25 protein-coding genes are annotated in these 26530 nt (G+C 63.1%); 9 read left to right on the forward strand and 16 right to left on the reverse strand.

What is annotated here, in order from left to right:
• The first annotated feature begins 37 nt into the window (after window positions 1-37).
• The 6 genes from J3456_RS05705 (at window position 38) to lpdA (ending at window position 7201) form a co-directional block, all read left to right on the forward strand.
• On the forward strand, window positions 38-2998 hold the full coding sequence (locus J3456_RS05705) for a 2-oxoglutarate dehydrogenase E1 component (protein WP_349579288.1): 2961 nt from the start codon (window positions 38-40) through the stop codon (window positions 2996-2998).
• A gap of 4 nt (window positions 2999-3002) precedes the next feature.
• Window positions 3003-4589, forward strand: coding sequence for a 2-oxoglutarate dehydrogenase complex dihydrolipoyllysine-residue succinyltransferase (gene odhB / locus J3456_RS05710; RefSeq protein WP_349579289.1), 1587 nt, complete (start codon window positions 3003-3005; stop codon window positions 4587-4589).
• 79 nt (window positions 4590-4668) lie between these two features.
• Window positions 4669-5052, forward strand: coding sequence for an MAPEG family protein (locus J3456_RS05715; RefSeq protein WP_243265310.1), 384 nt, complete (start codon window positions 4669-4671; stop codon window positions 5050-5052).
• A gap of 11 nt (window positions 5053-5063) precedes the next feature.
• Complete coding sequence (locus tag J3456_RS05720) at window positions 5064-5327, forward strand: hypothetical protein (protein WP_349579290.1); 264 nt, start codon at window positions 5064-5066, stop codon at window positions 5325-5327.
• Complete coding sequence (locus J3456_RS05725; RefSeq protein WP_349579291.1) at window positions 5324-5719, forward strand: MAPEG family protein; 396 nt, start codon at window positions 5324-5326, stop codon at window positions 5717-5719. The genes J3456_RS05720 and J3456_RS05725 overlap by 4 nt, the downstream gene beginning before the upstream one ends.
• Before the next feature lie 93 nt (window positions 5720-5812).
• Window positions 5813-7201 (forward strand): dihydrolipoyl dehydrogenase, encoded by a 1389-nt coding sequence (lpdA, locus tag J3456_RS05730; protein ID WP_349579293.1) that lies wholly within the window; start codon window positions 5813-5815, stop codon window positions 7199-7201.
• A gap of 358 nt (window positions 7202-7559) precedes the next feature.
• Here lpdA and J3456_RS05735 read toward each other — a convergent pair whose 3' ends face one another.
• The 3 genes from J3456_RS05735 to J3456_RS05745 are packed head-to-tail and all read right to left on the reverse strand — an operon-like array spanning window position 7560 to window position 9876.
• Complete coding sequence (locus J3456_RS05735; protein ID WP_259948017.1) at window positions 7560-8297, reverse strand: lysophospholipid acyltransferase family protein; 738 nt, start codon at window positions 8295-8297, stop codon at window positions 7560-7562.
• Entirely contained in the window at window positions 8294-9187 is an 894-nt protein-coding gene (locus J3456_RS05740; protein WP_349579294.1) for a cell division protein FtsX, read from the reverse strand. The genes J3456_RS05735 and J3456_RS05740 overlap by 4 nt, the downstream gene beginning before the upstream one ends.
• Window positions 9188-9198: 11 nt before the next feature.
• Window positions 9199-9876 carry a cell division ATP-binding protein FtsE gene (locus J3456_RS05745; RefSeq protein WP_349579295.1) on the reverse strand — a complete coding sequence of 226 codons (678 nt, stop codon included), beginning with the start codon at window positions 9874-9876 and terminating at the stop codon, window positions 9199-9201.
• A gap of 162 nt (window positions 9877-10038) precedes the next feature.
• Here J3456_RS05745 and J3456_RS05750 point away from each other — a divergent pair, with 162 nt between their 5' ends.
• Entirely contained in the window at window positions 10039-11103 is a 1065-nt protein-coding gene (locus tag J3456_RS05750; protein ID WP_349579296.1) for a zinc-ribbon domain-containing protein, read from the forward strand.
• A 6-nt stretch (window positions 11104-11109) separates the two neighbouring features.
• On the opposite strand, the gene J3456_RS05755 is transcribed toward J3456_RS05750, so the two are convergent.
• Genes J3456_RS05755 through argH form a run of 6 tightly spaced genes read right to left on the reverse strand, consistent with a single transcriptional unit; the run spans window position 11110 to window position 17028 of the window.
• Window positions 11110-13659 carry a DUF4175 domain-containing protein gene (locus J3456_RS05755; RefSeq protein ID WP_349579297.1) on the reverse strand — a complete coding sequence of 850 codons (2550 nt, stop codon included), beginning with the start codon at window positions 13657-13659 and terminating at the stop codon, window positions 11110-11112.
• Window positions 13660-13694: 35 nt separating this feature from the next.
• A complete protein-coding gene (lysA, locus tag J3456_RS05760) occupies window positions 13695-14960 on the reverse strand; it encodes a diaminopimelate decarboxylase (protein ID WP_349579298.1) in 1266 nt (421 codons plus the stop codon).
• A 28-nt stretch (window positions 14961-14988) separates the two neighbouring features.
• Window positions 14989-15306, reverse strand: a complete 318-nt coding sequence (locus tag J3456_RS05765; RefSeq protein WP_349579299.1) for a DUF2834 domain-containing protein — start codon at window positions 15304-15306, stop codon at window positions 14989-14991.
• Entirely contained in the window at window positions 15306-15464 is a 159-nt protein-coding gene (locus tag J3456_RS05770; RefSeq protein ID WP_349579300.1) for a hypothetical protein, read from the reverse strand. Before J3456_RS05770 ends, J3456_RS05765 begins: the two co-directional genes overlap by 1 nt.
• Window positions 15461-15640 (reverse strand): hypothetical protein, encoded by a 180-nt coding sequence (locus J3456_RS05775; protein WP_067628460.1) that lies wholly within the window; start codon window positions 15638-15640, stop codon window positions 15461-15463. Before J3456_RS05775 ends, J3456_RS05770 begins: the two co-directional genes overlap by 4 nt.
• On the reverse strand, window positions 15637-17028 hold the full coding sequence (gene argH / locus J3456_RS05780) for an argininosuccinate lyase (protein ID WP_349579301.1): 1392 nt from the start codon (window positions 17026-17028) through the stop codon (window positions 15637-15639). Before argH ends, J3456_RS05775 begins: the two co-directional genes overlap by 4 nt.
• A 23-nt stretch (window positions 17029-17051) precedes the next feature.
• On the opposite strand from argH, the gene J3456_RS05785 reads away from it, so the two are divergent.
• A complete protein-coding gene (locus J3456_RS05785) occupies window positions 17052-17621 on the forward strand; it encodes a TlpA family protein disulfide reductase (protein ID WP_349579302.1) in 570 nt (189 codons plus the stop codon).
• Window positions 17622-17656: 35 nt separating this feature from the next.
• Here the strand turns inward: J3456_RS05785 and J3456_RS05790 are convergent, their stop codons facing one another.
• The gene (locus J3456_RS05790) at window positions 17657-18730 is read right to left on the reverse strand and encodes a Hint domain-containing protein (protein WP_349579303.1); all 1074 of its coding nucleotides are present in this window, start codon (window positions 18728-18730) and stop codon (window positions 17657-17659) included.
• A 199-nt stretch (window positions 18731-18929) separates the two neighbouring features.
• On the opposite strand from J3456_RS05790, the gene J3456_RS05795 reads away from it, so the two are divergent.
• Window positions 18930-19457, forward strand: coding sequence for a winged helix DNA-binding protein (locus J3456_RS05795; RefSeq protein WP_322344143.1), 528 nt, complete (start codon window positions 18930-18932; stop codon window positions 19455-19457).
• 39 nt (window positions 19458-19496) lie between these two features.
• On the opposite strand, the gene gap is transcribed toward J3456_RS05795, so the two are convergent.
• The 6 genes from gap to J3456_RS05825 form a co-directional block, all read right to left on the reverse strand.
• Window positions 19497-20498: a type I glyceraldehyde-3-phosphate dehydrogenase gene (gene gap / locus J3456_RS05800; RefSeq protein ID WP_349579304.1), complete on the reverse strand. Its 1002-nt coding sequence runs from the start codon at window positions 20496-20498 to the stop codon at window positions 19497-19499.
• 145 nt (window positions 20499-20643) lie between these two features.
• Window positions 20644-21924, reverse strand: a complete 1281-nt coding sequence (locus J3456_RS05805) for an amidohydrolase family protein (RefSeq protein WP_349579305.1) — start codon at window positions 21922-21924, stop codon at window positions 20644-20646.
• A gap of 56 nt (window positions 21925-21980) precedes the next feature.
• A complete protein-coding gene (locus J3456_RS05810; protein ID WP_349579306.1) occupies window positions 21981-22925 on the reverse strand; it encodes an ABC transporter permease in 945 nt (314 codons plus the stop codon).
• Window positions 22925-23974 (reverse strand): ABC transporter permease, encoded by a 1050-nt coding sequence (locus J3456_RS05815; protein ID WP_349579307.1) that lies wholly within the window; start codon window positions 23972-23974, stop codon window positions 22925-22927. Before J3456_RS05815 ends, J3456_RS05810 begins: the two co-directional genes overlap by 1 nt.
• On the reverse strand, window positions 23964-25511 hold the full coding sequence (locus J3456_RS05820; RefSeq protein WP_349579308.1) for an ABC transporter ATP-binding protein: 1548 nt from the start codon (window positions 25509-25511) through the stop codon (window positions 23964-23966). The genes J3456_RS05815 and J3456_RS05820 overlap by 11 nt, the downstream gene beginning before the upstream one ends.
• Window positions 25512-26519, reverse strand: a complete 1008-nt coding sequence (locus J3456_RS05825; protein ID WP_349579309.1) for a BMP family protein — start codon at window positions 26517-26519, stop codon at window positions 25512-25514.
• Between the last annotated feature and the right edge of the window lie 11 nt (window positions 26520-26530).

The raw sequence follows: 26530 nt of genomic DNA on the forward strand, positions 1-26530 counted from the left end.
CCCTGTCCCGTCTGCCCCGCCGAACAAAGGTGACCCAATGACCGACCAACCCGCCAACGAACAGTTCCACGCCTCTTCCTTCATGGAAGGCGAAAACGCGGAATATCTTGAGGCGATGTACGCCCGCTATGCCAACGACCCCAACACGGTCGACGAGGCATGGCAGACGTTTTTTGCGGCGATGGGCGATGACGCCGAAACCGCACAGGCCGAGGCCGCAGGCCCCTCTTGGGCGCGGCCCGATTGGCCCCCCGCCCCCCAAAGCGAGGTGATGGGCGCGCTGACCGGCGTCTGGCCCGAACCGACCGAGGCGAAAGCCGCTGGCGACAAGATCAAGAAGAAGGCCGAGGAAAAGGGCGTTGCCGTCTCGGATGACCAAATCCGCGCCGCCGTGCTCGACAGCATCCGCGCGCTTATGCTGATCCGCGCCTACCGCATCCGCGGGCACCTTGCCGCGCAACTCGACCCCTTGGGCATGCGCGACATGGGCAACCAGCCCGAGCTTGACCCGAAATCCTACGGTTTCACCGATGCCGACATGGACCGCCCGATATTTATCGACAACGTGCTGGGCCTCGAAGTCGCGACAATGAAGCAGATCGTCGGCATCGTCCGCTCGACCTACTGTGGCACCTTCGCGCTGCAATACATGCATATCTCCGACCCCGAGCAGGCCGGTTGGTTGAAAGAGCGGATCGAAGGCTACGGCAAGGAAATCGCCTTTACCAAGGAAGGCCGCAAGGCGATCCTGAGCAAACTGGTCGAGGCCGAGGGCTTTGAGAAGTTCCTGCATGTGAAATACATGGGCACCAAGCGTTTCGGCCTCGATGGCGGCGAAAGCCTTGTTCCCGCGATGGAGCAGATCATCAAGCGCGGCGGCCAGTTGGGCGTCAAAGACATCGTTATCGGCATGCCCCACCGGGGCCGCCTGTCGGTGCTCGCCAACGTGATGCAAAAACCCTACCGCGCGATCTTTAACGAATTCCAAGGCGGTAGCTTTAAACCTGACGATGTGGATGGGTCGGGCGATGTGAAATACCACCTCGGCGCGTCCTCGGACCGTGAGTTTGACGGCAATTCCGTTCACCTGTCGCTGACCGCCAACCCCTCGCACCTTGAGGCGGTGAACCCCGTCGTGCTGGGCAAGGTCCGCGCCAAGCAGGACCAGCTGAACGACAAAGACCGCACCGCCGTCATGCCAATTCTGCTGCACGGCGATGCGGCCTTTGCTGGCCAAGGCGTCGTGGCGGAATGTTTCGCGCTCTCGGGTCTCAAAGGCCACAAGACCGGCGGCACCATGCATATCGTGGTGAACAACCAGATTGGTTTCACCACCGCGCCGCATTTCTCGCGCTCTTCGCCCTATCCCACCGACAACGCACTGGTGGTCGAGGCGCCGATCTTCCACGTTAACGGCGATGACCCCGAAGCAGTCGTGCACGCCGCCCGCGTGGCGACAGAGTTCCGTCAGAAGTTCCACAAGGACGTGGTCATCGACATCTTCTGCTACCGCCGCTTTGGTCACAACGAAGGCGATGAGCCGATGTTCACCAACCCGGTGATGTACAAGAGCGTCAAAAAACAGAAGACCACGCTGAGCCTTTATACCCAACGTCTGGTGGCCGACGGTCTGATCCCCGAGGGTGAGATCGAAGACATGAAGACCGCCTTCCAGAACCATCTGGGAGATGAGTTCGAGGCCGGTAAGGACTACCGCCCGAACAAGGCCGACTGGCTGGACGGCAAGTGGTCCGGCATGGACAAAAAGAACAAGTCCTACCAGCGCGGTAAAACCGCCATCGCGCCTGAAACACTGCAAGACGTCGGCAAGGCGATCACCACCGCGCCGGACAAATTCCCGCTGCACAAGACCATCGGGCGTCTGCTCGAAGCGAAAAAGCAGATGTTCGAAAGCGGTGAGGGCTTTGACTGGGCCACGGCTGAGGCGATGGCCTTTGGCTCTCTGCTGACCGAGGGCTACAAAGTGCGCCTCTCGGGTCAGGACAGCACGCGCGGCACCTTCAGCCAGCGTCACTCGGCCTTCGTCAACCAAGACAACGAAGACCGTTACTACCCGCTGAACCACATCCGTGAGGGTCAGGCCGAGTATGAGGTCATCGACTCAATGCTCAGCGAATATGCGGTGCTGGGCTTTGAATATGGCTACAGCCTCGCCGAACCCAACGCGCTGACGCTCTGGGAGGCGCAATTCGGTGACTTCGCCAACGGCGCGCAGATCATGTTTGACCAGTTCATCTCGTCAGGTGAAAGCAAATGGCTGCGCATGTCCGGCCTCGTTTGCCTGATGCCGCATGGCTATGAAGGTCAGGGGCCAGAGCACTCCTCTGCCCGTCTGGAGCGTTTCCTGACCATGTGCGGCGGCGACAACTGGATCGTGGCGAACTGCACCACGCCCGCCAACTACTTCCACATCCTGCGCCGCCAGCTGCACCGCAGCTACCGCAAGCCGCTGATGTTGATGACCCCCAAGTCGCTCCTGCGCCACAAGCTCGCGGTCAGCAAGGCCGATGAATTCACCACCGGGTCGAGCTTCCACCGGGTGCTCTGGGATGACGCGCAGAAAGGCAACTCCGACACCAAATTGGTCGCGGATGACAAGATCAAGCGCGTGGTGATGTGCTCGGGCAAGGTTTATTACGACCTGCTGGAAGAGCGCGACGCCCGTGGCATCGACGATGTCTACATCCTGCGGTTCGAACAGTTCTACCCCTTCCCCGCGCAATCCGCGGTCAGAGAGTTGGAGCGTTTCAAAGGAGCCGAAATGATCTGGTGCCAAGAAGAGCCCAAGAACCAAGGTGCATGGTCCTTCATCGAGCCCAACATCGAATGGGTTCTGGGCCGCATCGACGCGAAACACGGCCGCGCCTCCTATGTGGGCCGCGCCACTTCGGCCTCGCCCGCAACGGGTCTGGCCAGCCAGCACAAAGCACAACAAGCCGCCCTCGTCGACGAGGCGCTGACCATCAAAGGAAACTAAGACCATGACAAGCGAAGTACGCGTACCCACGCTGGGCGAATCCGTCACCGAAGCCACCGTTGCCACATGGTTCAAAAAGCCCGGCGATACCGTCGCGGTGGATGAAATGCTCTGCGAGCTGGAAACCGACAAGGTCACCGTCGAAGTGCCCAGCCCCGTCGCAGGCACCCTGAGCGAGATCGTGGCCCAAGAAGGCGACACCGTTGGCGTCGACGCCCTGCTGGCCAACGTCAGCGAAGGCGACATTGGCTCTGCCGCAGCGCCCAAAGCCAAAGAAGCCGCCGAAGACCCCGGTGCCGCCTCCCAGTCCGACCGTGGCGGCGATGCGCCCAAAGCCATCGACGCAGGCGCCACCGAAGTCGCCGCCCGCGAAGGCGAAAGCATCGACGTGCAGGTGCCCACCTTGGGTGAGTCGGTGACCGAAGCGACCGTAAGCACTTGGTTCAAAAAGGTCGGCGACAAGGTCGAAGCCGATGAAATGCTCTGCGAGTTGGAGACCGACAAAGTCAGCGTCGAAGTCCCCGCCCCCGCTGCCGGTGTCTTGGCCGAAATCTTTGCCGAAGAAGGCAGCACGGTTGAAGCCTCAGCCACGCTGGCCGTTCTGACCACCGGCGCGGGCGCTGCCGCCCCCAAGGGCGAAGACGCGAATTCCGGTGCCGGTGCCGCGCCCGAGACCAAATCCGCCGATGGCAAAGACGTCGAAGACGCACCTTCGGCCAAGAAAGCCATGGCCGAAGCTGGCATCAGCCGCGATCAGGTCACAGGCTCTGGCCGCGATGGCCGGGTGATGAAAGAAGACGTGGCCAAGGCGATCGCCGCTGGCACCTCCGCCGCGCCCAAGGCCGATGCCAAGCCCGCAGCACCGCGCGCCGCTTCCTCCCCCGATGACGCGTCGCGCGAAGAGCGGGTCAAAATGACCCGCCTCAAGCAGACCATGGCGCGTCGTCTCAAGGAAGCCCAAAACACCGCCGCGATCCTGACTACCTTCAACGAGGTCGACATGACCGAGGTGATGGAGCTGCGGAACACCTACAAGGCTGATTTTGAAAAGAAACACGGCGTCCGCATGGGCTTCATGTCCTTCTTCACCAAGGCCTGCTGCCACGCCCTGAAGGAAATCCCAGAGGTCAACGCCGAGATTGACGGCACCGACATCATCTACAAGAACTACGTCCACATGGGTGTCGCCGCGGGCACGCCCACGGGCCTTGTGGTGCCGGTGATCAAAGACGCCGACGCGATGTCATTCGCCGAGATCGAAAAGGCCGTGAACGCCATGGGCAAAAAGGCCCGTGACGGCAAGCTGACCATGGCCGACATGACCGGCGGGACCTTCACCATCTCCAACGGTGGCGTCTACGGCTCGCTGATGACCGCGCCGATCCTGAACCCGCCACAGTCCGGTATCCTCGGCATGGCGAAAATTCAGGACCGTCCGATGGCGATCAACGGCGAAGTCGTGATCCGTCCAATGATGTATATCTCGCTCAGCTACGACCACCGGATCATCGACGGCAAGGGCGCTGTGACCTTCCTCGTCCGCGTCAAAGAGATGCTCGAAGATCCGCGCCGTCTGTTGATGGATCTGTGATATCATGGGCGGGGGGAGACCCCCGCCCTATATACCCGCAGACCGGGTAGGGCATCCTACCAACTGAAAGGGCCAGACCATGACCGAAACAACCCTCCTTGCCGCCTATGGCCTTCTGGTCATGCTGACAATCCTGCTGCAAGTGCTGGGCGCGACCCGGCAGTTGTCGATGGGCTACCTGATGTCCTCGCGGGACGAGACGCGGACCACCACCGGCATGACCGCCCGTCTGGGCCGCGCGGTTGATAACTCCGTCGTGGCCATGGCGCTTTTCGCGCCTGCCGTGTTGCTAGTTGAGATGCTTGGCCGCAATAACAGCGCCACGCTGCTGGCCGCGCAGGTCTTCTTGCTCGCACGCATCATCTACGTCATCGTCTACGCCCTTGGCGTGCCGACGATCCGCACGCTGGCATGGCTCGCGGGCTATGCCGCCACCGCCGTTCTCTATTTCCACGCGCTCTGAAAGGCACTCCCATGCAGATGATCTGCCACTTCGACGTTACCGATTACACCGCTTGGAAAGACGCCTTTGACGCCGATGCCGAGGCGCGGCGGAACGCAGGGCTTTCGGTGCTGCAAATCTGGAAACACGCCGACAGCAGCACCAAGGCTTCCGTCCTGCTTGATGTGAACGACCGCAAGAAGGCCGACGACTGGCTCAAGCGCTCCAACGCCCTCAGCAGCGATGACAAGGGCACCGTGACCGGCTCCACCGCCTATTTCGTGAAATCCGCATGAGCGTCGAACTCACCGTCCTGACTCTTGCGGCCCTGCTGCAAGGGATGCAATTCGTGCTCTACGCCGTGCCTGCAAACCGCGAGATTGGCCCCGGCTACACCATGTCGGCGCGGGACCGTGAGCCCAGCCGCGCGCTGTCGGACCGCACCGCCCGTCTGGGCCGCGCGTTGGACAACCATTTCGAGGGGCTGATCCTTTTCGGCATTGCCGTGGGCGTGGTGCAGATGTCGGCGCAGAACACCGCTTTCACTGCCGCCTGCGCTTGGGTCTATCTCATTGCCCGCGTGCTCTATGTTCCCGCCTATGCGCTCGGCCTGCGCCCGCATCGGTCGCTCATCTGGATCATCGGTTTTGCCGCAACCATGTTGATGCTGCTGGCGGCCCTTATTTAACCCTTTCCCCAACACCCGCAGGCAGCGGCGCTTGCACCTGAAAACCGCGCCTCCTACCTTGCCTGTAACACCCGACTGCTAAGGAGACCCCCCATGTCGAGCTATGATGTCATCGTGATCGGCTCCGGCCCCGGCGGCTATGTTGCCGCCATCCGTTGCGCGCAACTGGGCCTGAAAACCGCCTGTGTGGAGGGCCGTGAGACCCTTGGCGGCACCTGCCTCAACGTGGGCTGCATCCCCTCCAAGGCGCTGCTGCACGCCACGCATATGTTGCACGAGGCCGAGCATAACTTCGAAGAGATGGGTCTGAAGGCCAAAGCGCCGACCGTCGATTGGAAGCAGATGCTGACCTACAAAGACAAGACGATCGAGACCAACACAAAGGGCATCGAATTCCTGTTCAAAAAGAACAAGATCGACTGGCTCAAGGGTTGGGGATCGGTGCCGGAAGCGGGCAAGGTCAAGGTCGGTGATGAGGTCCATGAGGCCAAGAACATCATCATCGCCAGCGGTTCCGAGCCTGCGGGCCTGCCCGGCGTCGAAGTCGACGAGAAAACCGTCGTCACCTCCACCGGGGCGTTGGAACTGGGCAAAATCCCCAAGAAGATGGTCGTGATCGGTGCGGGCGTCATCGGGCTGGAACTGGGCAGCGTTTACGCGCGTCTGGGGACCGAGATCACCGTCGTTGAATACCTCGACGCGATCACGCCGGGCATGGACCCTGAGGTGCAAAAAACCTTCCAGCGGATGCTGAAAAAGCAAGGCATCAACTTCGTCATGGGCGCCGCCGTGCAAAAGACCGAAGTCGCCAAGGGCAAGGCCACGGTCAGCTATAAGCTTCGCAAAGACGATAGCGAGCATGAGATCGAGGCCGACACCGTGCTCGTCGCCACTGGCCGCAAGCCCGTTATCAAAGGCATGGGTCTAGATGATTTGGGCGTCAAAATGACCGAGCGCGGTCAGATCGCCGTGAATGAGCATTGGGAAACCTCCGTCAAAGGCGTCTATGCCATCGGCGACGTTATCGAAGGCCCCATGTTGGCGCACAAAGCCGAGGACGAGGGCATGGCCGCCGCAGAGGTGATCGCGGGTAAACATGGCCACGTGAACTACGGCGTGATCCCCGGCGTGATCTACACCCATCCCGAGGTCGCCAGCGTCGGCGAGACCGAGGCGACGCTTAAGGACGCGGGCCGGGCTTATAAGGTCGGCAAGTTCTCCTTCATGGGCAACGCCCGGGCTAAGGCGGTCTTTGCCGGCGACGGTTTTGTGAAGCTGATCGCCGACAAGGAAACCGACCGCATCTTGGGCTGCCACATCATCGGCCCCGGCGCGGGCGACCTGATCCATGAGGTCTGCGTGGCGATGGAATTCGGCGCCTCGGCGCAGGATTTGGCGATGACCTGCCACGCGCACCCGACCTACTCCGAAGCGGTGCGCGAAGCTGCGTTGGCCTGCGGCGATGGGGCGATCCACATGTAAGCGATGCGGGGCGGGCCATGGGTCCGCCCCTTTTCGTTGCGCAGGGCGCGCACGGTGGGACAACTGGCTGTTTATGTCCCTGCCCTACAACTTTTCCCCGTCGCGACAGTTACGGAAGATAAGGCCCCTCGGGGTCATGTTCCTACGTAGAGACATGCAGGGTGACGCCTGTCTTTTCCACCTCCCCACGGCGGCGCCGCCACTTTAACGGCTTCCAGAGACCGAAGATCGAACCCCGTGAAGCCGTCGCTTCAGCGGGCGCTTCGGCGTAGCTTAAAAACACGAAGGGCAGCGCCGACCCGCGGGGTGGCACATTTTGATAGGATTTCGTTTAAAAGCGACCGCCGGCTGATCAGAACTACCCGGCCTCCACAGGCCGCCACCCAGCTTCATGCAGCAAGGCGTTCGAACGGCTCTCGACCTCTTCCTCCAACCGCGCCATAAAGCTTCGCTTTTCCAGCCCCGGCTCAATCGGCTCTAGAAACTCCACGACAGCCAAACCCGGCTTGCGGTAGAGCCCCCGGCGCGGCCAGAAGTGGCCCGCGTTGGTCGCTACCGGCACACAAACCTGCCCCATCTGGTCGTAAAGCACCGCCGTGCCGACCTTGTAGGGCGCGCTGAGGCCCGGTGCGACGCGGGTGCCTTGGGAATAGATCACCAACTGCCCCGGCTCGACCCGACCGGCGTTCACGTCGGCCATCATCTTGGTAATCGCCTGCCCGCGCTTGCCACGGTTGACGGCAATCATGCCCATCCGTTTGGCGTATTGGCCAATCACCGGGGTCCAAAGCACCTCGCGTTTCATAATGAATTTTGCACGCGGCAAGGCGTGAAAGATCATCAAGATATCCAAAAACGATTGGTGTTTTGCGGCCACCAAAACTTCACCATCCGGTACCGTGCCACGCACCTCGCAGCGCAGCCCGATCAGCCAGCGGGCCGACCACATGGCCCAAGCGGCATAGGTCTTGCAGGCCCGATAGGCCCCGCGTTTCGAAAACATCGCCCAAGGCGCAAAGGCCAACCCGAGCACCGGCATCGCCACGGTCACCTGCACGATATAGAGGATCGACCGGACCCATTGCAGCAGCTTCATGTCAGTTCCCTCAACGTACGCCGGGCCGCAGCCCCGGTGGCGGCAAAGGCAACCGCCCCGACCAAGATCGGCACCATAAGCGGCACCACCCAGTGCCAGCCGCGAAAGCCCAAGCCGGTCAGGAAACCGCCCGCCTCGCCGGCATCGGGCAACAGAACGACCGCCACCATGCCAAGCACCGTGCCCGCCGCCGCACCCAAAAGCGCGCGCAGGGTAAAGCGCCGAATGAAAGCTCGGGCGATATAGCCATCGGTCGCCCCCACCAGCCGCAGCACCGCGATCACCTGCGCATTGGCGGCCAATGCCGCCTGCGCGGCCAATGTCACCATGGCCGCCACCGCAGCCCCGATCAGCAGGGTCGAAATCCAGCCCAGCAGCCGCAACCGGCTTGCCGCCGCAACCAGCGGCGCGCGCCAGCGGCTGTGGTCATCCAGCACCGCGCCCGGCACTTCGGCAGAGAGACGCAGGCGCAGGCCCACCGGGTCAAGCCCCTCGCCTTCCTCAACCACTTCGATCAAACGCGGCACCGGCAAGCTCTCCATCGCCAGTTCCGGGCCAAACCATGGGGCAAGCAGTTCTTCCTGTTCGGCATCCGTCAGCGCGCGGGCCGAGGCCACGCCCTTGGTCGTCTGCAACACCTTCAGCGCCGCCTCGGTCTGGGCCGCGCGTTGGTCGAGCGGAGCCACGATGCGCACCGTCGCCGACTGCGCCAATTCCTGCCCCCAGACCTGCGCCAACCGGCCCGAGGCGAGCGACAGCGCCAGCGCAAAGACTGCCAAAAACGCCATGGCGCCTGCAGCAAACAAGGTGAGCTGCGCCGTGAACCCCGAGGGCGGCACCACGCGGTCCGCTTGCCTGTCGCCTTTGAAAATCGCGCGCAGGGCGCCCATGTCGAACCGCCTCACAAATCCGCCCCCGCCAATTGAATGCGCCGATTGGCGATGCGCAGCACGCGGGCCTGCACATGCGCCTTGGTGGCGCGGATCAGGCCCAGATCATGGGTGGCGATCAACACGGTCTTGCCCATGCGGTTCAACTCGATCAACAGACGCAGCAGACGTTGCGACATCTCCCAGTCGATGTTCCCCGTCGGCTCATCGGCGAGGATCACATCGGGGGACATGATCACCGCGCGGGCAAGGGCGGCCCGCTGCCGCTCCCCGCCCGACAGCTCAGGCGGCAGAGCCTCGGCGCGGTTGGTGAGCCCGACCCATGACATCAGTTCTTCTAGATCGGTGCCCCCCGCCTCGGCCTGACGGCCCGAGACGTTCAGCGGCAGGGCGATATTCTCGGTCAACGGCAGGTGGTCGAGGAATTTCACGTCTTGATGCACCACGCCAACTCGGCGGCGCATCAGTGCGATGTCATCTCGGCCCAGCCCGCGCACATCGGTGCCAAAAATCCGCAGATGCCCCGCCGTGGGCAGCAAGGCCCCGTAGCAGAGCTTCATCAAGGTGGTCTTGCCCGCGCCCGAGGGGCCGGTGAGGAAATGAAACGATCCGGGGGCGAGTTTCAGCGTGATGTCGGACAGCAATTCGCCCCCGCCATAGCTGTAGGCCACATTTTCGAGCTCTATCACGCAACCACCTTAAAACACTTCGACCTGTTGTGCCTCAGCACCGGAAAGGATTCAATCACTCAGAACCCCCGCACCCTGCCCAGATATCACTTTTCCTACGTTATTCTAGGACATATGCTGTCCGTTACGATCCGAGAGCACCGAACGAACCCAGGAATGACCATGCGGCTGATCTGCCCCAACTGCGACGCGCAATACGAAGTCCCCGATGAGGTGATGCCGTTGGCAGGGCGGGACGTGCAATGTTCCAACTGCGGGCAGACTTGGTTTCAGTATCATCCCGACAATGCGCCCGAACAGGACGACAGTGAATTCGACGACCCGGATTTCGATGACGACGTGATGCATATGAAGCAACGCGCGTCGGATGACACCGGCGAAGAGCAGTCTGCGGCCAATAGCCTGCCTGATCTCCAGCCCTTCGGGGATGAGGATTATGAGGACGAGGGCTTCGAAGACGACAGATTTGAAAAGGGCGCATTTGAGGAGGACGACTTCGAAGACGGCGCTTCTGAAAAAGACGCCTTGGAAAACGCTACCTTCGCGCCGGAGGAGGAAAACGCGCGCCCGGCCCTCGCCGCCGCGCCCGTCAGACGCTCGCTCGACCCTGCCATCGCGGAAATCCTGCGTCAGGAGGCCGCGGCAGAGCAGGAAGCCCGGCGTCGCCGTCCGTCAGAGCCGTTGGAAAGCCAGCCGGACCTCGGTCTTGACGACGCGCCCCGTCCCGCGCCCAAACAAGCCCCCCGTCCCGACATCGCCGAAGATGACCAAGTGCCCGAGGACGAAGACGCCCGCCGCGCCCATGAAGCCCGTCTGCGCATGGCCAAAATGCGCGGAGAGCCGGTTCCCGAAAGCGAGACTGACGCCTACGGCAGCGCGTCGCGCCGGGATCTGCTGCCCGATATCGAAGAGATCAACTCCACCCTGCGCCACGACCGCACGCAGGGCCAGCAGGCGGGGCCGACGCCCACCGCCGCGCTCGACCGCCCTGAAAAAACGCGCAAATCGGGCGGGTTCATGCGCGGCTTCACCATGATGATTGCCTTGGCGGCCATCTTGGCGGCGGTCTATGTCTATGCGCCGCAGATTGCGCAATCCTTACCTCAGGCCGATCCTTACCTGTCATCCTATGTGGCATGGATGGACGACGCGCGGATTTGGTTGGACGGGCAGTTGCAAGACCTGCTGGTCTGGCTCGACACCGTGGCGACCCAGTCGCAGAGCTGACTCCGGTTAAAACCGATCCAACAGTCTGTTGAGGTAATCGCGTTCAACTTCGGGCCGCTCCGCCTCGCCCGAGCGGCGGCGGATTTCGTCCAGCAGACGCCGCGCGCGGCCCTGATCGTCTGGCCCCTGTGCCAGCGGCGCGTCTGAGCTATTGGCCCCATTGCCCCCCTGCTCGCGTCCCAGCGGATCGCGCGCCTCGGCCCGGCGGCCGCCTTCGGCGGTGCCTTGACCGGGCCGGCCCTCGCCCTGTTCTTGCTCCATCGCATCACCAAGCGACCGCATCCCTTCGCGCAGCGCCTCCATGGCTTGCGCCTGATTGTCGATCGCCTCGGCCAACTCATCGCGGCGCAGGGCGTCGCCGGCGCGGTCCATCGCCTCTCCGGCGCGGTCCAGCGCCTCGCGCGCGGCATCCCCCTCGGGCGTGCCTTGCCCCGGCAGACGGCCTTCCTGACGGCGCAACTCATCGCGCAACGCTTGCTGACGCCCGGCCAGCCCTTCTTCGGCACCCTCTTCGCCGGATTGGCCGCCCTGCCCCTGCTGGCCCTCATGGCTCTGACCGCGCCCCTGACCACCATTACGGCCTTCGTTGCCTTCATTCTCGCCCGCCCCGGTGCCGGGGTTGAACTGCTCTTGCAAGTCGCGGAAGGCCTGATCGCTCAGCCCCTGCTGCTCGCGCAGCGTTTCCGAAAGCCCCTCCATCGCCTGCTCACCCGGTGAATTGCCGCCCTCGCCGGGCTGACCTTGGGTGACGCGCATGTTCTCCATCATTTCCTGCAGCTGACGCAGCGCCTCTGCAGCCTCGGCCATGCGGCCTTGCTCCATCAACTCCTGAATGCGGTCCATCATGCGTTGCAGATCGTCTTGGGTCATCTGCATGGACTCGCCTTCAGGCTGCTGGCCTTCGCCTTCGCCTTCCTGCGCCTGTTGGCGCTGGAGTTGCTCCAGATACTCTTCGGTAGCGCGGCGCAGCTCCTCCATCAGCTCGGCAATTTCAGCCGAGGAGGCACCGTTCTTCATCGCCTCATTCAGCCGATCCTGCGCCCGGCGCATCCGCGCCAGCGCATCGGCCAACACGCCCTCCTCCAACTCAATCGCCAGCGCCCAAAGGTCTTCGGCCATCTCGGTCCGGACCTCTTCGTCCAGCCCATAGCGCGCGCGGATTTCCAGACGACGGATCAGTTGCTTGAGCCGCAGAACCGTCACATCCGAACGCAGGTCCTCCCCCGGCGCGTAGGTCACGGCGCGAAGCACCTGCGCGATGCGCGGCGCATTCGCGCGGGACCACAAAAGATCGCGGCGCATCTCAATGACTGCTGCCGCCGCGGGATCGAAAAAGCGCCGCCCCGGCAGGGTCAACTGGCTCACCTCGGTCGCGGCTTGCTGTTCGGCGGCGTCGAGCACGGAAAGCTCTAGAGATACCGGCAGATTGGCCCAAGGGTGCTTCGAGAAATTCTCGATCAAGCTCTCTTCAAAATCGCGCCGGTCACCGGTGATCGGCATGGGCAGCGGCACGACGATCTCGGGCCGTGTGTCAGGGCCGGTCGCCAACCCATAGCGCCGGTCGACGGAGGCCAGATCAAGGCTGATCCGCGCCTCCCCCGCTTCGACGCCGTAATCATCCCGCGCGATAAAAGGCAGGCTCATCTCGCCCAGGGCTGTAACCTCGGGCGCGCCTTGCCGCTCAATTTGCGGGGCGGCGTCGGGCAGCATTGTGATCTGCCATGCCCGCGCGCCCGGCCCTTCGATGGCGATCTCTCCGCTTTGGCGCAGGGTGAAATCCTGCGCCGTTTCCGCGCCCGGCTCGGCATCACGGCCCGAAACACTTTCCTCTACGGTCAACTCGCCAACCTCGCCGTAAAGCTGTAGGGTGATTAGCGTCCCCGCCGGGAGCGAGAGCGGTCCGGCCTCGAGATCATTCAAATAAAGTGTCGGCTTGCCCGTATGGCGCGGCGGTTCGGCCCAGCCTTCCCAAACCGGACCAGAGGCCAGCGCGCCGTCCGCGCCGCCGGGGGTCAGTTGCGTCACCTCACCCAGCCGCCAGACCGAACCAAAGACCAGCGCCACAGTGAACGCCAGCAGCGCCACGTAGCGCAGCGCATAGGGGTCGGCCAGCGAGACACGCAGATCGCCCTTCACCGGCTTGGCTGCCGCCGCCCGTGCCGCCATCCGTTTCTGATGGGCCTTCCAGACCGCCGCCGACGCCGCATCACCCGCGCCGATTGCCTGATCGTCCAACAGCGCCCGAATGGGCCGTCCCGGCAGGCTAGCATCCAGCCGCGCCAACGCATCGGCGCGTGAAGGCACCCGAAAACGCCGCAGCGCAAACACCAATGTGCCGAGAAACCCAAGGCCCACAGCGGCAAGCCCACCCCAAAGCAGATCACCGACTAGACCGTCCTGCACCCCCATCATCAGCGCCGCGAACACTGCCAGCGCCAACGCCAGCATCGGCCAGAGCGCCTGCACCAGCGCCTCGGCCAGCATCCCCGCCCAAGTCAGCCGCAATGGCCCGCGCAATACGCGCAGCCCGTCTGTCTTGTCAGTGGATGTTTCCATGCGTCACGCTCCGGTGGCCCGGCGGCGGGATGCCGTCAAAGCCATTCAGGGATGGTATCGCGGTTTATCATTTCGTCAAAGCTTGGCCGTGGGCGGATAACCGCGAATTGATCGCCATTAACCAAAACCTCGGGGATCAGGGGGCGCGAATTATACTCGCTGCTCATCACCGCGCCGTAGGCTCCGGCAGAGCGGAAGGCCACCAGATCACCGGACCCCAGCACTGGCATCATCCGCTGCTTAGCAAAGGTATCGCCGGATTCGCAAACCGGGCCGACGATATCGACCGGGCGCGGCTCGGCCCCCGGCGCGGGTTCATTCAGCGGCACGATGTCATGCCATGCGTCATACATCGCCGGGCGGATCAGGTCGTTCATCGCGGCATCAAGGATCAGGAAATCACGGCCCTCGCCGGATTTCAGGTAGATCACTTCGCTGACCAAAACGCCCGCGTTGCCCGCGATCAAACGGCCCGGCTCGATCTCGACCTCGCAGCCCAGATGCCCTAGCGTGCGCTGTACCATCGCGCCGTAATCCGTCGGCAATGGCGGGGCGGAATTGGAACGCTCGTAAGGAATGCCCAAACCGCCGCCAAGGTCCAGCCGTCGGATGTTATGACCATCGGCACGCAGCACTTCAGTCAGTTCCGCGACCTTGCCATAGGCCTGCTCAAAGGGGGCAAGGTCGGTGAGTTGGCTGCCGATATGCACGTCGATGCCGACGATCTCCAAGCCCGGCAGATTGGCCGCCATGGCATAGACCTCGCGGGCGCGGGCGATGGGGATGCCGAACTTGTTTTCGCTTTTGCCGGTGGCAATCTTGGCGTGGGTTTTCGCATCGACATCGGGGTTCACGCGGATGGTGATCGGCGCGACCTTGCCCAATTCACGCGCCACGATATCAAGCAGGATCATCTCCGGCTCGCTCTCGACGTTGAACTGGCGAATGCCGCCCGTCAGCGCCAATTCAATCTCTTCGCGGGTTTTGCCGACGCCGGAAAAGACGATCTTGTCGCCCGGCACGCCAGCCGCCTTGGCGCGGCGGTATTCCCCGCCCGAGACCACATCCATCCCCGCGCCCGCCTGCGCCAGCGTGCGCAACACGGCTTGGTTCGAATTGGCTTTCATCGCGTAGCAGACCAGATGATCCATGCCCGAAAGCGCTTCGTCGAACAGGTGGAAATGGCGCAGCAGCGTCGCGGTGGAATAGACGTAGACCGGCGTGCCGACAGCGGCAGCGATCTCGGCCAAGCTTACGTCTTCGGCGTGCAACACACCGTCTTTGTAGAGAAAATGATCCATTTGCGCGTCGCCTTATGTCGTCTCGGCCCTATTTGATCGGCGCTGTCCGCAGAAACAGATAGAGCGGCAGGCCACAGCTCACCCCAATACAGAACGTGGCGGGAATGGCAATCAGCGCGCTGAAATTCCGGCGCACCGCGACTTCGGCGATGATCCAGATGGTTAATGTGACGGCAGCGATGGTCAAATCCCAGACCAGCCCGCTGGCGGCGGCATTGGCGTGCCAGGCGTTGACCATGGCGCTGAGGCTCCAGCCTTCGGCGTTGAACCAAGTGATGAAGTAATACATCGGATGCAGAGTGCCCCAGACCGCAAGGGCGAGGTAGAGCATGCGCAGGGGCGACATCAGAATGTCTTCGCCACGCCGACGGTGGCATAGCCCGACAGGCTGATCCCCGGCTCGGCTGGCGGCGACGCGTCCCGCCGCGCGGATGGCTGCGGCGGGGTGCAGGCGGCCAAGCTAAGTGTCCCAGCCACCAGCGTGATCTGCAAAAGCGGCCTCACGACCCGACCCCAAGCGCCAGCGAAAACGGCCCGCGGCGCAGCCCGACAGCGGTGCCGACCGACACGCCCGAAGACGACATGGTGATCGTGCTGCTGGCTGTCGGTTTCACAGGTTCGCCATCCGCGCCACAGGCGGCAAGGCTGAGCAAAGCAAGGGTCGCGAGGGCGCGTTTCACTTCAGGATTTCCTTCCAGCGCTCGACTTGGGTACGCACCTGCGCAGGGGCGGTGCCGCCATAGGACATGCGCGAGTTTACCGAGTTATCGACGCCGAGCACATCGAAAACGTCCTTAGTGATCTCGGCATGGACCGATTGCATCTGCTCAAGCGTGAGGTCAGGCAGATCGCAGCCCTGCGCCTCGGCCATGGCGACCAGCGTGCCGGTCACGTGATGCGCATCGCGGAACGGCAGGTTCGGCACCCGCACCAGCCAATCGGCCAGATCGGTGGCGGTGGAGAAGCCCGAGCCCGCGGCGGCGGCGAGGTTCTCACGCTCAGCGGTCATGTCGCCCACCATGCCGGTCATCGCGGCGAGCGCCAGCATCAGGTTGTCGGCGGCGTCAAAGACCTGTTCTTTGTCTTCCTGCATGTCCTTGGAATAGGCCAGCGGCAGCCCCTTCATCACCATCATCAGCGCGGTGTTCGCCCCGAAGATGCGGCCCACCTTTGCGCGGATCAGCTCGGCGGCGTCGGGGTTTTTCTTTTGCGGCATGATCGAGGAGCCGGTCGAGAAGCGGTCCGACAGCGCCACGAAACGGAACTGTGCCGAGGACCAGATCACCAGTTCTTCGGCAAAGCGCGACAGGTGCATCGCGCAGATGCTGGCCGCGCCCATGAATTCCAGCGCGAAGTCGCGGTCGCTGACGGCATCAAGGCTGTTGGCGGCGGGGCGGTCAAAGCCGAGTGCTTCGGCTGTCATCTCGCGGTCGATTGGGAAAGAGGTGCCAGCGAGGGCTGCGGCTCCCAGTGGGCATTCGTTCATCCGTTTGCGCGCATCGCGGAAGCGCGAGAGATCACGGCCAAACATCTCAACATAGGCCATCATGTGATGGCCCCAAGTCACAGGCTGCGCGGTTTGCAGGTGGGTGAAACCGGGCATGACCCAATCGGCCCCGGCCTCTGCCTGAGACAAAAGCGCGCGGATCAGCGCTTGCAGCCCCTCGTCGGCGGCGTCCAACTGGTCGCGCACCCAAAGTTTGAAATCGGTGGCGACTTGGTCGTTCCGGCTGCGGCCCGTGTGCAAGCGGCCTGCGGGCTCACCGATAAGGACTTTCAACCGCGCCTCGACGTTCATGTGGATGTCTTCAAGGGCTGCTGAGAACTCGAACCGGCCCTCTTCGATCTCTGACAAGATCGTGAGAAGCCCTTCCCGTATCGCGTCAGCATCGCTATCAGTCAGGATGCCCTTGGCTGCCAGCATGGCGGCATGGGCACGCGACCCACTGATGTCTTGTGCGGCCATCCGTTTGTCGAACCCGATCGAGGCGTTGATCGCCTCCATGATCGCGTCCGGTCCGGCGGCGAAACGGCCACCCCACATTTTGTTCGAGGTCGTGTCGGTCATGTTGAATACCCTTGGAGGGACGTATGAAAAATCTCGTGCTTGGCTTCGTTTATACGCTGCTTGTCGCAGGTGCAAACCCCGCCCTTGCCGGAACGGCTGACATCGCGGGGCTGCGCGAAGGGGACATGAAGAAACTCGTGATCCACGATGCGCCGCAGGCGGCTTCTGACGTGACCTTTGAGCGTGAGGACGATGGCGAAGCGATGTCGCTGGCGGATTACGAAGGCAAGATCGTGTTGGTGAATTTCTGGGCCACATGGTGCGCGCCCTGTCGCAAGGAAATGCCGCAGCTGAACGCGCTGCAAAAGGAATTCGGCGGCGATGATTTTCAGGTGCTGACCATCGCCACGGGGCGCAATTCAGAGGAAGGGATCAAGCGTTTCTTTGAGGAAGCTGGCGTCGACAGCCTGCCCCGCCACCAAGACCCGAAACAAAAGCTCGCCAGCCAAATGGGCGTTTTCGGCCTGCCGATCAGCGTGATTTTGGACCGCGAAGGGCGCGAGATCGCCCGGTTGCAGGGCGATGCGGAATGGGACTCTGAGAGCGCGCGGGCGATTATCGCAGCGCTGATTAAAGAAGACGCCGAAAGCTAAAGCTCTCACGTAGGTTGGGCGTCCGCGCCCGGCCCTTATGCGACATGCCGCAAGATCGCCGCCTCTGACGTGCTAAGATTGCGCCGCGCGAACCCGCCGTAGCTGTGCGGGTCAGCCTCCAACAGCGGCTGCGCCGCCAGCAGGCGCGCCCGATCCTGCGCGCCAAGACTGGTAAGCGGAGCGGCGGCGGGATGAAAGCTCTCGGTTTCGACCCCATTGGCCCACATCACCTGATGCTCGGCCAGCAGCACATGGATATAGGTCACCTCGCGCAGGGACATATCGCTGGCCACGCTGCGCCCGTTAATCAGGTCTTTGGCCGCGACCAGCACCTCGTCACAATTGAACAGATCACGGGCCTGCGGGCCTTGCAGCACGATCCGGTGGTCGGGCGAGACCAGCAGCGGGGCGTCGGGCTGCGCGATCCCCAAAGCGCCGGAGCGGAACCGCACGGGGCGCAGATGCGGCATGGCGTGCAGACGCGCGCCGCTCATCCGGCGGCTGCCGATCCACTCCAACCGTTGCGGGCCGTTGTCCTTGGTCTGGATCAGATCACCCTCGCGCAGATCTTCGATCAAGGCGCTGCCCATGGGGGTGCGGATGCGGGTGCCGGGGGTAAAGCAGATGACACCGCCGTTGTCGGTTTCTGGGTGCCTATCGCGCTGCGGCTTGAGCGTGCTGTGCATCACCCAAAGTTCACAGTCACGCGGCGGCAATTCATCGACAAACATCAACAACGGCGTGCGACCTTGGCCAGCGTCGATCAACGTAACCGTGTAGGTCCGCGCGCCGTTGGTGACCATAAAACTATTGTCGAGCAGTGGCGCGGTATGGTCTCTACGCAAAGCTTTGAGCGGCATCACGCCCCCCTCTTCCAGCGCCGCGCCGATCAGGCGCTGCACCTTGCGGGCCGCGCGCTTGCGCAGCTGCTCTGCCCCGTCCGCCATATCCAGCCGCAACACATCGTTCGGCCCATCCACACGGAGAGTGTCCCCGCGCCACGCCCAGGCAGAGCCCAGTTCGAGCGACTGCACCGGCGCGGCCTCCAGACCGTCGATTTCTGTTTGCGACCAGCTGATGACAAACGTGCCTCGAAAGCCCGTTTTCATTACTGCTCTGCCTGCCTCGCTTTTATTATTAACGCCAGCCTAGCAAAGCCTCTGCTCTCGCGGAAGATGGCATGAATGTGGCATTTCAATCTGTTGCAAATTGATCTTCATGCGCCCAGACGAACAGAGACACCCCGAACGCTTGTAAATCGCCAGCGTCTTGGTAACGTTATGCAGGTCAAATAGCCGGAGGCAGCCCATGTCGGAAGAAATACCCCCCACCCCGTCCCGCCGCATCGTCTCTTCGCGGCATTTGGCCGAGGGCGACGGCTGGGAAGCCTCCGAACTCGAATACGGGATGATCATCGCCTATAACGCCTTCACCCGTTGGATGTCGCGCTGCATGGCGGCGGCGGGGAACGGCGATCTGACGCCGCTGGAAATTCTCGTGCTGCACAACGCCAATCACCGGGGCCGGGAGAAGCGGCTGACGGATATCTGTTTTCTGCTCAACATCGAAGACACCCATACGGTGAACTACGCCCTGCGCAAGCTGGTGAAAGCGGAACTGCTGAGTGCCGAGAAACGCGGTAAGGAGGTGTTCTATCGCACCTCCCCTGCCGGGGCCGAGCTGTGTGAGGCCTATCGCGCGATCCGTCAGGCGTGTTTTCTGGATGGCTTGCCGCGCACCGATATCTCGGGCGAGGAACTGCGAAAGATTGCGGCTCAGCTTCGGGCGATGTCGGGGCAATATGACCAAGCGAGCCGCGCGGCGGCGTCGCTGTAGAGCATGGGCGCGAGGGCTGCCCCCCGCGCCAGCTATAGCTTAGATCAACGCGGCAATGGCACGCGCGGTGTCGTTCATGCGGTTCGAGAAACCCCATTCATTGTCATACCAGCTGACCACACGGATCATGCCGCCATCGGTCACCCGCGTCTGCTCGGGCGCAAGGGAAGAAGAATGCGGATCGTGGTTGAAATCAGCCGACACCAGCGGCGCGGGCTCATAGGCCAAGACGCCCTTCAGCGCGCCATTGGCCGCCTCTTGCATCGCCGCGTTCACCGCCTCCGCCGTGGCGGGTTTCTTAGGCATGATGCACAGGTCCACGAGCGAGACATTGGCCGTCGGCACCCGCACGGCAGAGCCTTCAAGAACCCCTTTGAGATGCGGAATCACTTCGGAAATTGCAGCTGCAGCACCGGTTGATGTGGGCACCATCGACAGGGCAGCGGCGCGGCCACGATACGGGTCGCGGTGCGGGCTGTCATGGGTCGGCTGGTCGCCGGTATAGGCGTGGATCGTGGTCATATAGCCAGTCTCGATCCCAAATGTGTCGTCGAGCACCTTGGCGACCGGGGCGAGGCAATTGGTGGTGCAGGAGGCGTTGGAGACGATCACGTCTTCGGCAGTCAGCTCCTGATGGTTCACACCGTAGACCACGGTGCGGTCCACACCCTTGCCGGGGGCCGAGATCAGTACCCGCTTACTGCCATTCTCCAGATGCTTCGCCGCCACATCGCGCGTGGTGAAGAACCCGGTGCACTCATAGGCGACATCGACATCGCCCCAAGGCAGTTTCGCCGGGTCACGTTCCGCCGTCATGCGGATGGTCTGGCCTGCAACATGCAGGCTGCCGTCTTTCAATTCCGCGCCCGCGGTCAGGCGGCCATGGACGGAGTCGTATTTCAGCAGGTGCAGCAGGTTTTCGGCATCGGTCAGATCGTTGATGGCAACGACTTCGATCCCGTCAAAGCCGTTCTCGATCAGCGCGCGCAGCACGCAACGTCCGATGCGGCCAAAGCCGTTGATCGCGATTTTTGTGGTCATGGTGAGTCCTCCGGTGGCCCGGTTTCGGGCGGATTGGCGCGGTTAGCGCTAACATAGCATTGGGTGCAGCGGAGTTCAATCGGCCTTAGATGTGAAATCGGCCCCCGGTGAGAGGGGCCGATCAAAAGGCAGCTAGAGCGGGGTGTTAAGAATGTGCGCTGTGGCGGCGGCGCACGCTCTCTGGCCGCCCCGGCAGGCTGAGCCGGGCGTCATTGCGCGACTGGCGTGAGATCACCCGCCCCTTGGCCACCACGCACAGACGGTCAGGCCGCAGGCGCAGCGCCTCAATCGGGTTGCCCGCATCAAGCACCACCAAGGAGGCGGTCGCGCCGACCTGGAGGCCATAATCCTGCAAGCCCATAATCCGCGCGTTCACATTCGTCACCATGTCGAAGCAGCGGTGCATTTCTTCCGGCGAAGTCATCTGCGCCACATGGAGCCCCATGAAGGCCACGTCGAGCATGTCGCCCGTGCCCATGGAATACCACGGGTCCATGACGCAGTCCTGTCCCCAGCCAACGTTGATGCCCATCGCCTGCATCTCTTTCACTCGGGTCAGGCCGCGCCGTTTCGGGTAGGTGTCGTGACGGCCTTGCAGGGTGATGTTGATCAGCGGGTTGGGGATCGCGGCGACCTCAGCTTCGGCCATCAGGGGCAGCAGTTTCGAGACATAGTAGTTGTCCATCGAATGCATCGAGGTGAGGTGCGACCCGGCCACCCTGCCCTGCAGACCGAGGCGCTGCGTTTCATAGGCGAAGGTTTCGATGTGACGCGAATGGGGGTCGTCAGTCTCATCACAATGCAGGTCGACCATGAGGCCGCGTTCGGCGGCGAGTTCGCAGAGTGCTGTGACGGAACGTGCGCCATCGGCCATGGTGCGCTCGAAATGCGGGATGCCGCCGACCACGTCGACGCCCATGTCGAGCGCGCGGATCGTGTTCTCATGCGCCGTGGGGTCGCGGTAGAGACCGTCTTGGGGGAAGGCGACGAGTTGCAGGTCGATGTAGTCTTTCACGGCCTCGCGGACGTCGAGCAGGGCTTCGACGCCCAAGAGGCGGTCGTCGCAGGTGTCGACGTGGCTGCGGATGGCTAGCAGGCCGAGCGAGGCGGCCCAGTCGCAGTATTCCAGCGCGCGGGCTTTGACCTCGTCTTGGGTCATGACCTCTTTGAGTTCGCCCCAGAGGCCGATGCCCTCCAGAAGCGTGCCCGAAGCGTTGATGCGCGGGGTGCCGTAGCTGAGCGTGGCGTCCATGTGGAAATGCGGGTCGACGAAGGGCGGGCTGACGAGGTCGCCGCTGGCATCGATTGTCTCGCGCGCTTCAGCGGTAGAGAGGTCTTCGATGGCGGTGATTTTGTCGGCCTTGATGCCGATGTCGGTGGCGCAGCCATCGGGGAGTGTGCCGCCTTTGATGATGAGGTCGAACATGGGGTTACTCGTGTGATTGATTTGGCCCGGCGAAGGGCGTGATGGGAAGCGCCAACTCAGCGCTCCCCCTTGTTGAACGGCACCATCAGCGCCGCTGGCACCTGCGCCCGGCGTGACATGACGACAAGCGCGAGGATCGACAGGATATAAGGTGCCATGAGGAATATCTGATAGGGAATATCCGCGCCAAGTGGTGTCTGTTGCACCCGGATTTGCAGTGCGTCGAAAGCCGCAAACAGCACCGCGCCCAAGAGCGTCTTGCCCGGTTTCCACGAGCCAAAGACCACCAGCGCGATGCAGATCCAGCCGCGCCCGTTGACCATCTCGAAGAAGAAGGAGTTGAACGCCGACATGGTCAGAAACGCCCCGCCCACGGCCATAAACCCGCTGCCGACCATCACTGCGCCGATGCGGATGGCGGAAACGCTGAGCCCCTGTGCCTCGACCGCTGCCGGATTCTCGCCCGCTGCGCGCAGGGCAAGGCCCATGGGCGTGCGGTAAAGGACCAACGTGACGGCGACGACCAGCACAAACGCGAGATAGGTCAGCGGCGTTTGGTTACACAGCGCGGGGCCGATCACGGGGATGTCGGAGAGGATCGGGATTTCAAGTGGTTGGAAGGCTTCGATCTTCGGCGGCGAGGTGACCTCGGGCAGCGCCAGACGGTAGCAGTAGTAGGTGAGCGAGGTCGCCAGCAGCGTGATGCCAAGGCCGACGACATGCTGGCTGAGGCCGAAGGGCACCGTGAGCACGCCGTGCACCAAGCCAAAGGCCATGCCCGAGAGCATCGCCACCGCGACGCCAAACCACAGGCCGCCGCCGAGATAGACGGTGAGCCAACCGGCGAAAGCGCCGACGACCATGATGCCTTCGATGCCGAGGTTCAGCACCCCTGCCCGCTCGCAGATCAGCTCGCCCAAAGCGGCGAAGATCAACGGCGAGGCGATGCGGATCGCGGCGGTCCAAAAGCTCGCCTGAAGGAGAATGTCGAGAATATCCATCAGTCGCGCCTCACCCGGAATTTGGTCAGCATGATCGCCAGCACCATTGCCAGAAGCGCCAGCGCCAGCATGATATCGGCAAGGTAGGTCGGCACGCCCGCCGCGCGGCTCATGCTGTCGGCGCCGACGAAAATACCCGCGACGAAGAGCGCGGCGACCACCACGCCAAGCGGGTTCAGCAGCGCCAGCATGGCGACGATAATGCCGGTGTAGCCAAAGCCGGGCGAGATATCCAAGGTGAGGTTGCCCTTCAGCCCCGCCACCTCGGAAAAGCCCGCCAACGCAGCAAGGCCGCCCGAGAGCAGCGCCGTCTTGATCAGCGTGGCATTGACCGGAATGCCCGCGAACCGCGCCGCCGCAGGGTTCAGCCCCACAGCGCGCATCTCGTAGCCCAGCGTGCTGCGGCGCTGGATCACCCAGACGACGAAGGCCGAGATCAGCGCGAGGCCGAAGCCCCAGTGCAGCCGCAGCCCCTCGGCGATGCGCGGCAGTCGCGCCTCTCCAATCAGCCGCGCGGATTTGGGCCAGCCGAGGCCCATCGGGTCTTTCAATGACCCTTCGAGCAGCATGGACACCCAGAGCAGGACGACGAAATTTAGAAGCAGCGTGGTGACAACTTCATCGACGCCAAAGCGGGTCTTGAGGAATGTCGGCACCAGCAGCACCACGGCGCCCGCCAACATGGCGGCGAGCGCGATGGTCGGCAGCAAAGCAAAGCTGGGCCAGGCCAGCGCACCGGTGCCCAGCACCACGGTAACCACCGCGCCCATGTAAAGCTGCGCTTCGGCCCCGATGTTCCACAGTTTCGCGCGGAAGGCGACGGCGACAGCCAGACCGGTAAAGATCAGCGGCGTGGCGCGGTTGAGAGTTTCTAGCGTGGCGAATTTAGAGCCAAAGGCACCTTTGACGATCAGGCCCAACACCGAAAAGGGCTGCGCGCCAGCGACCATTGCGAGCAGAGAGGCAACGACCACCGTAGCGACAAGCGCCAGCGCGGGCAGGCCGAGCGAGCGGGTCCATGTGGGGTTGGCTATGGGTTCAAGCCGCATGAGGGGCCTCCTCAAATCCGTCGCCGGCCATCCAGACGCCAAGCTCGGCAGGCGTCAGTGCGCCGCGGGCGAAGGGGGGCGAGAGGCGGCCTTCGGAGATCACGTGGATCACGTCCGACAGTGCTGTCACCTCGTCGAGGTCTTCGGAGATCAGCAGCACCGCCGCCCCCCGGTCGCGGGCGGCGAGCAGTTGTTCATGCACGTAGGTCAGCGCCCCGATGTCGAGGCCGCGCACGGGCTGGTTGGCCAGCACCACCGAAGGTGCGGTCTCCAGCACGCGGCCCAAAATCAGCTTTTGCATATTCCCGCCCGAGAGCAGCCGGATGGGGGTTTCCGGACCGGGGCAGCGCACGTCGTAGCCTTGGATGATCTTAGTGGCGAAATCACGGGCAGCGCGCCAGTTCATCCAGCCGTGGCGGGAGAAACCGGGGCGCGAGTAAAGCTCAAGCACCGCGTTTTCGGTGAGGTCGAAATCGGCGATAGTGCCGGTCTTGTGGCGGTCTTCGGGGATGCGGGCGATGCCTGCGCTGATGGCGGCATGGGGCGACCAACCGCGCGGCGCGTCGCCTTTCACGTGAAACGCACCGGAGGTGGGGCAGATCAGCCCGCCGATTAGGTCGGCCAGCGCGGTTTGGCCGTTGCCGGAGACCCCGGCCAGCCCAGTGATTTGCCCCGCACGCAGATCAAGATCGACGTTTTTCAGCCCCGGAGCAGAGCCGATGTCAGGCGAAGAGACGCCTGCCAGCGTGACCAGCGCGGCTCCCGGATCGGCACGCCGCACGACCGGAGCGGCGACCTCGGAGCCCACCATCATTTGCGCCATCCGCGCGCGGTCAGTCTCGGCTGTTTTGGCCTCGGCCACCAGCTTGCCATGGCGCAGCACCACGACACGGGACGAGATCGCCATGACCTCATGCAGTTTATGCGAGATGAAGATCACCGAGAGGCCAAGCGCCACGGCTTTGCGCATGGTGGCAAAAAGATCGTCGGTCTCTTGCGGGGTGAGAACGGCGGTGGGCTCGTCCAAAATCAGAATGCGCGCTTCGCGGTAAAGGGCTTTGAGGATCTCGACCCGCTGCCGCTCGCCCACGCTCAGGCTGCCGACCTGAGCATCGGGGTCCACCCGCAGCCCGTAGTCCTCCATCAGCGTGACAATCCGCTGCCGCGCCTGCGCACGGCCAAAACCGGGGCGCCAGATCGAGCGGGTGCCGAGCACGATATTTTCCAGCACGCTCATGTTGTCCGCGAGCGTGAAATGCTGGTGCACCATGCCGACGCCGGCGGCCAGCGCTGCGCGGGGGTTACCGGCGGGGAGGCGCTCGCCAAAGACTTCTACAAAGCCCTCATCGGGGGTGTAATGGCCGAACAGGATGTTCATCAGCGTGGTCTTGCCCGCGCCGTTTTCGCCTAGCAGGGCAATGACTTCGCCCTGCCGCAGATCAAAGCTGATCGCGTCATTGGCGGTGAGCTTGCCAAATCGCTTGGTAATGCCTTCGAGGCGCAGGACCACCTGCGCCTCGGGATGTTGATCGGTCATTTAGTTGGACTTCGGCTCTTCGTCGTTGATCTCGACGGTGAAGGACCCGTCGCGGATCGCCTTCTCGCGCTCTTTCACCATGTCCATCGCCTCTTGCGGGACCTTGCCCTCGAAGGTGCCCAGAGGGGCGAGCGAAGAGCCGCCCTCGGACATGAAGGAATAGCGACCGTAGTCGTCGGCTTTGAAGTCGCCCGCTTTGACGGCAGCGATGGCGGCATCCAGTGTCGGCTCGAAATGCCATAGGGCGGAGGCGACGACCGTCTCGGGGTATTCGGCTTGCGTGTCGATCACGTTGCCGATGGCCAGAACGCCCTTCTCCTGCGCCGCGTCCGACACGCCGAACCGCTCGGCATAAAGCACGTCGGCCCCCTGCTCCACCATGGCGAATGCGGTCTCCTTGGCTTTGGGCGGATCGAACCAAGAGCCGATGAAGCTCACTTGGAACTTGATGTCGGGGTTCATTTCCGCGGCACCCGCCATGAAGGCGTGCATCAGGCGGTTGACCTCAGGGATGGGGAAGCCGCCGACCATACCGATGTTGCCACTCTCGGTCATGGCACCGGCGATGATGCCCGACAGATACGCCGCATCTTGGATGTAGTTGTCGAAGACCGCGAAATTGGGCAGCGCCTCGTCTTGCTTGAAGCTGGAGCCCATGAGGAAGGCCACATCGGGGTAATCGGCAGCAACCTCGCGGGCCTCGGCTTCGGCACCAAAGACTTCGCCGACGATCAACTGGTTCCCGGCCTCGGCATATTCGCGCAGCACGCGGGCGTAGTCGGTGTTGGAGACGTTTTCGGTGAAGGTATATTCGATATCGCCGCGCGACTGTGCGGCTTCGGCAGCTTTGTGGATGCGGCTGACCCATTGCTGTTCGACCGGCACGGTATAGACGCCAGCCACTTTAAGCGGCTCGGCAGCCAGCGCGCCCTGTGGCACAAGGCTGGCCCCGGCCAGCATGGCCGCCGTGCTCAATAGGAAGCGGCGTGTGAGATTGCGTTGTGTCATATTGTATCCCC

Source organism: Sulfitobacter sp. NFXS29, assembly GCF_040148765.1.
Classification (GTDB): domain Bacteria; phylum Pseudomonadota; class Alphaproteobacteria; order Rhodobacterales; family Rhodobacteraceae; genus Sulfitobacter.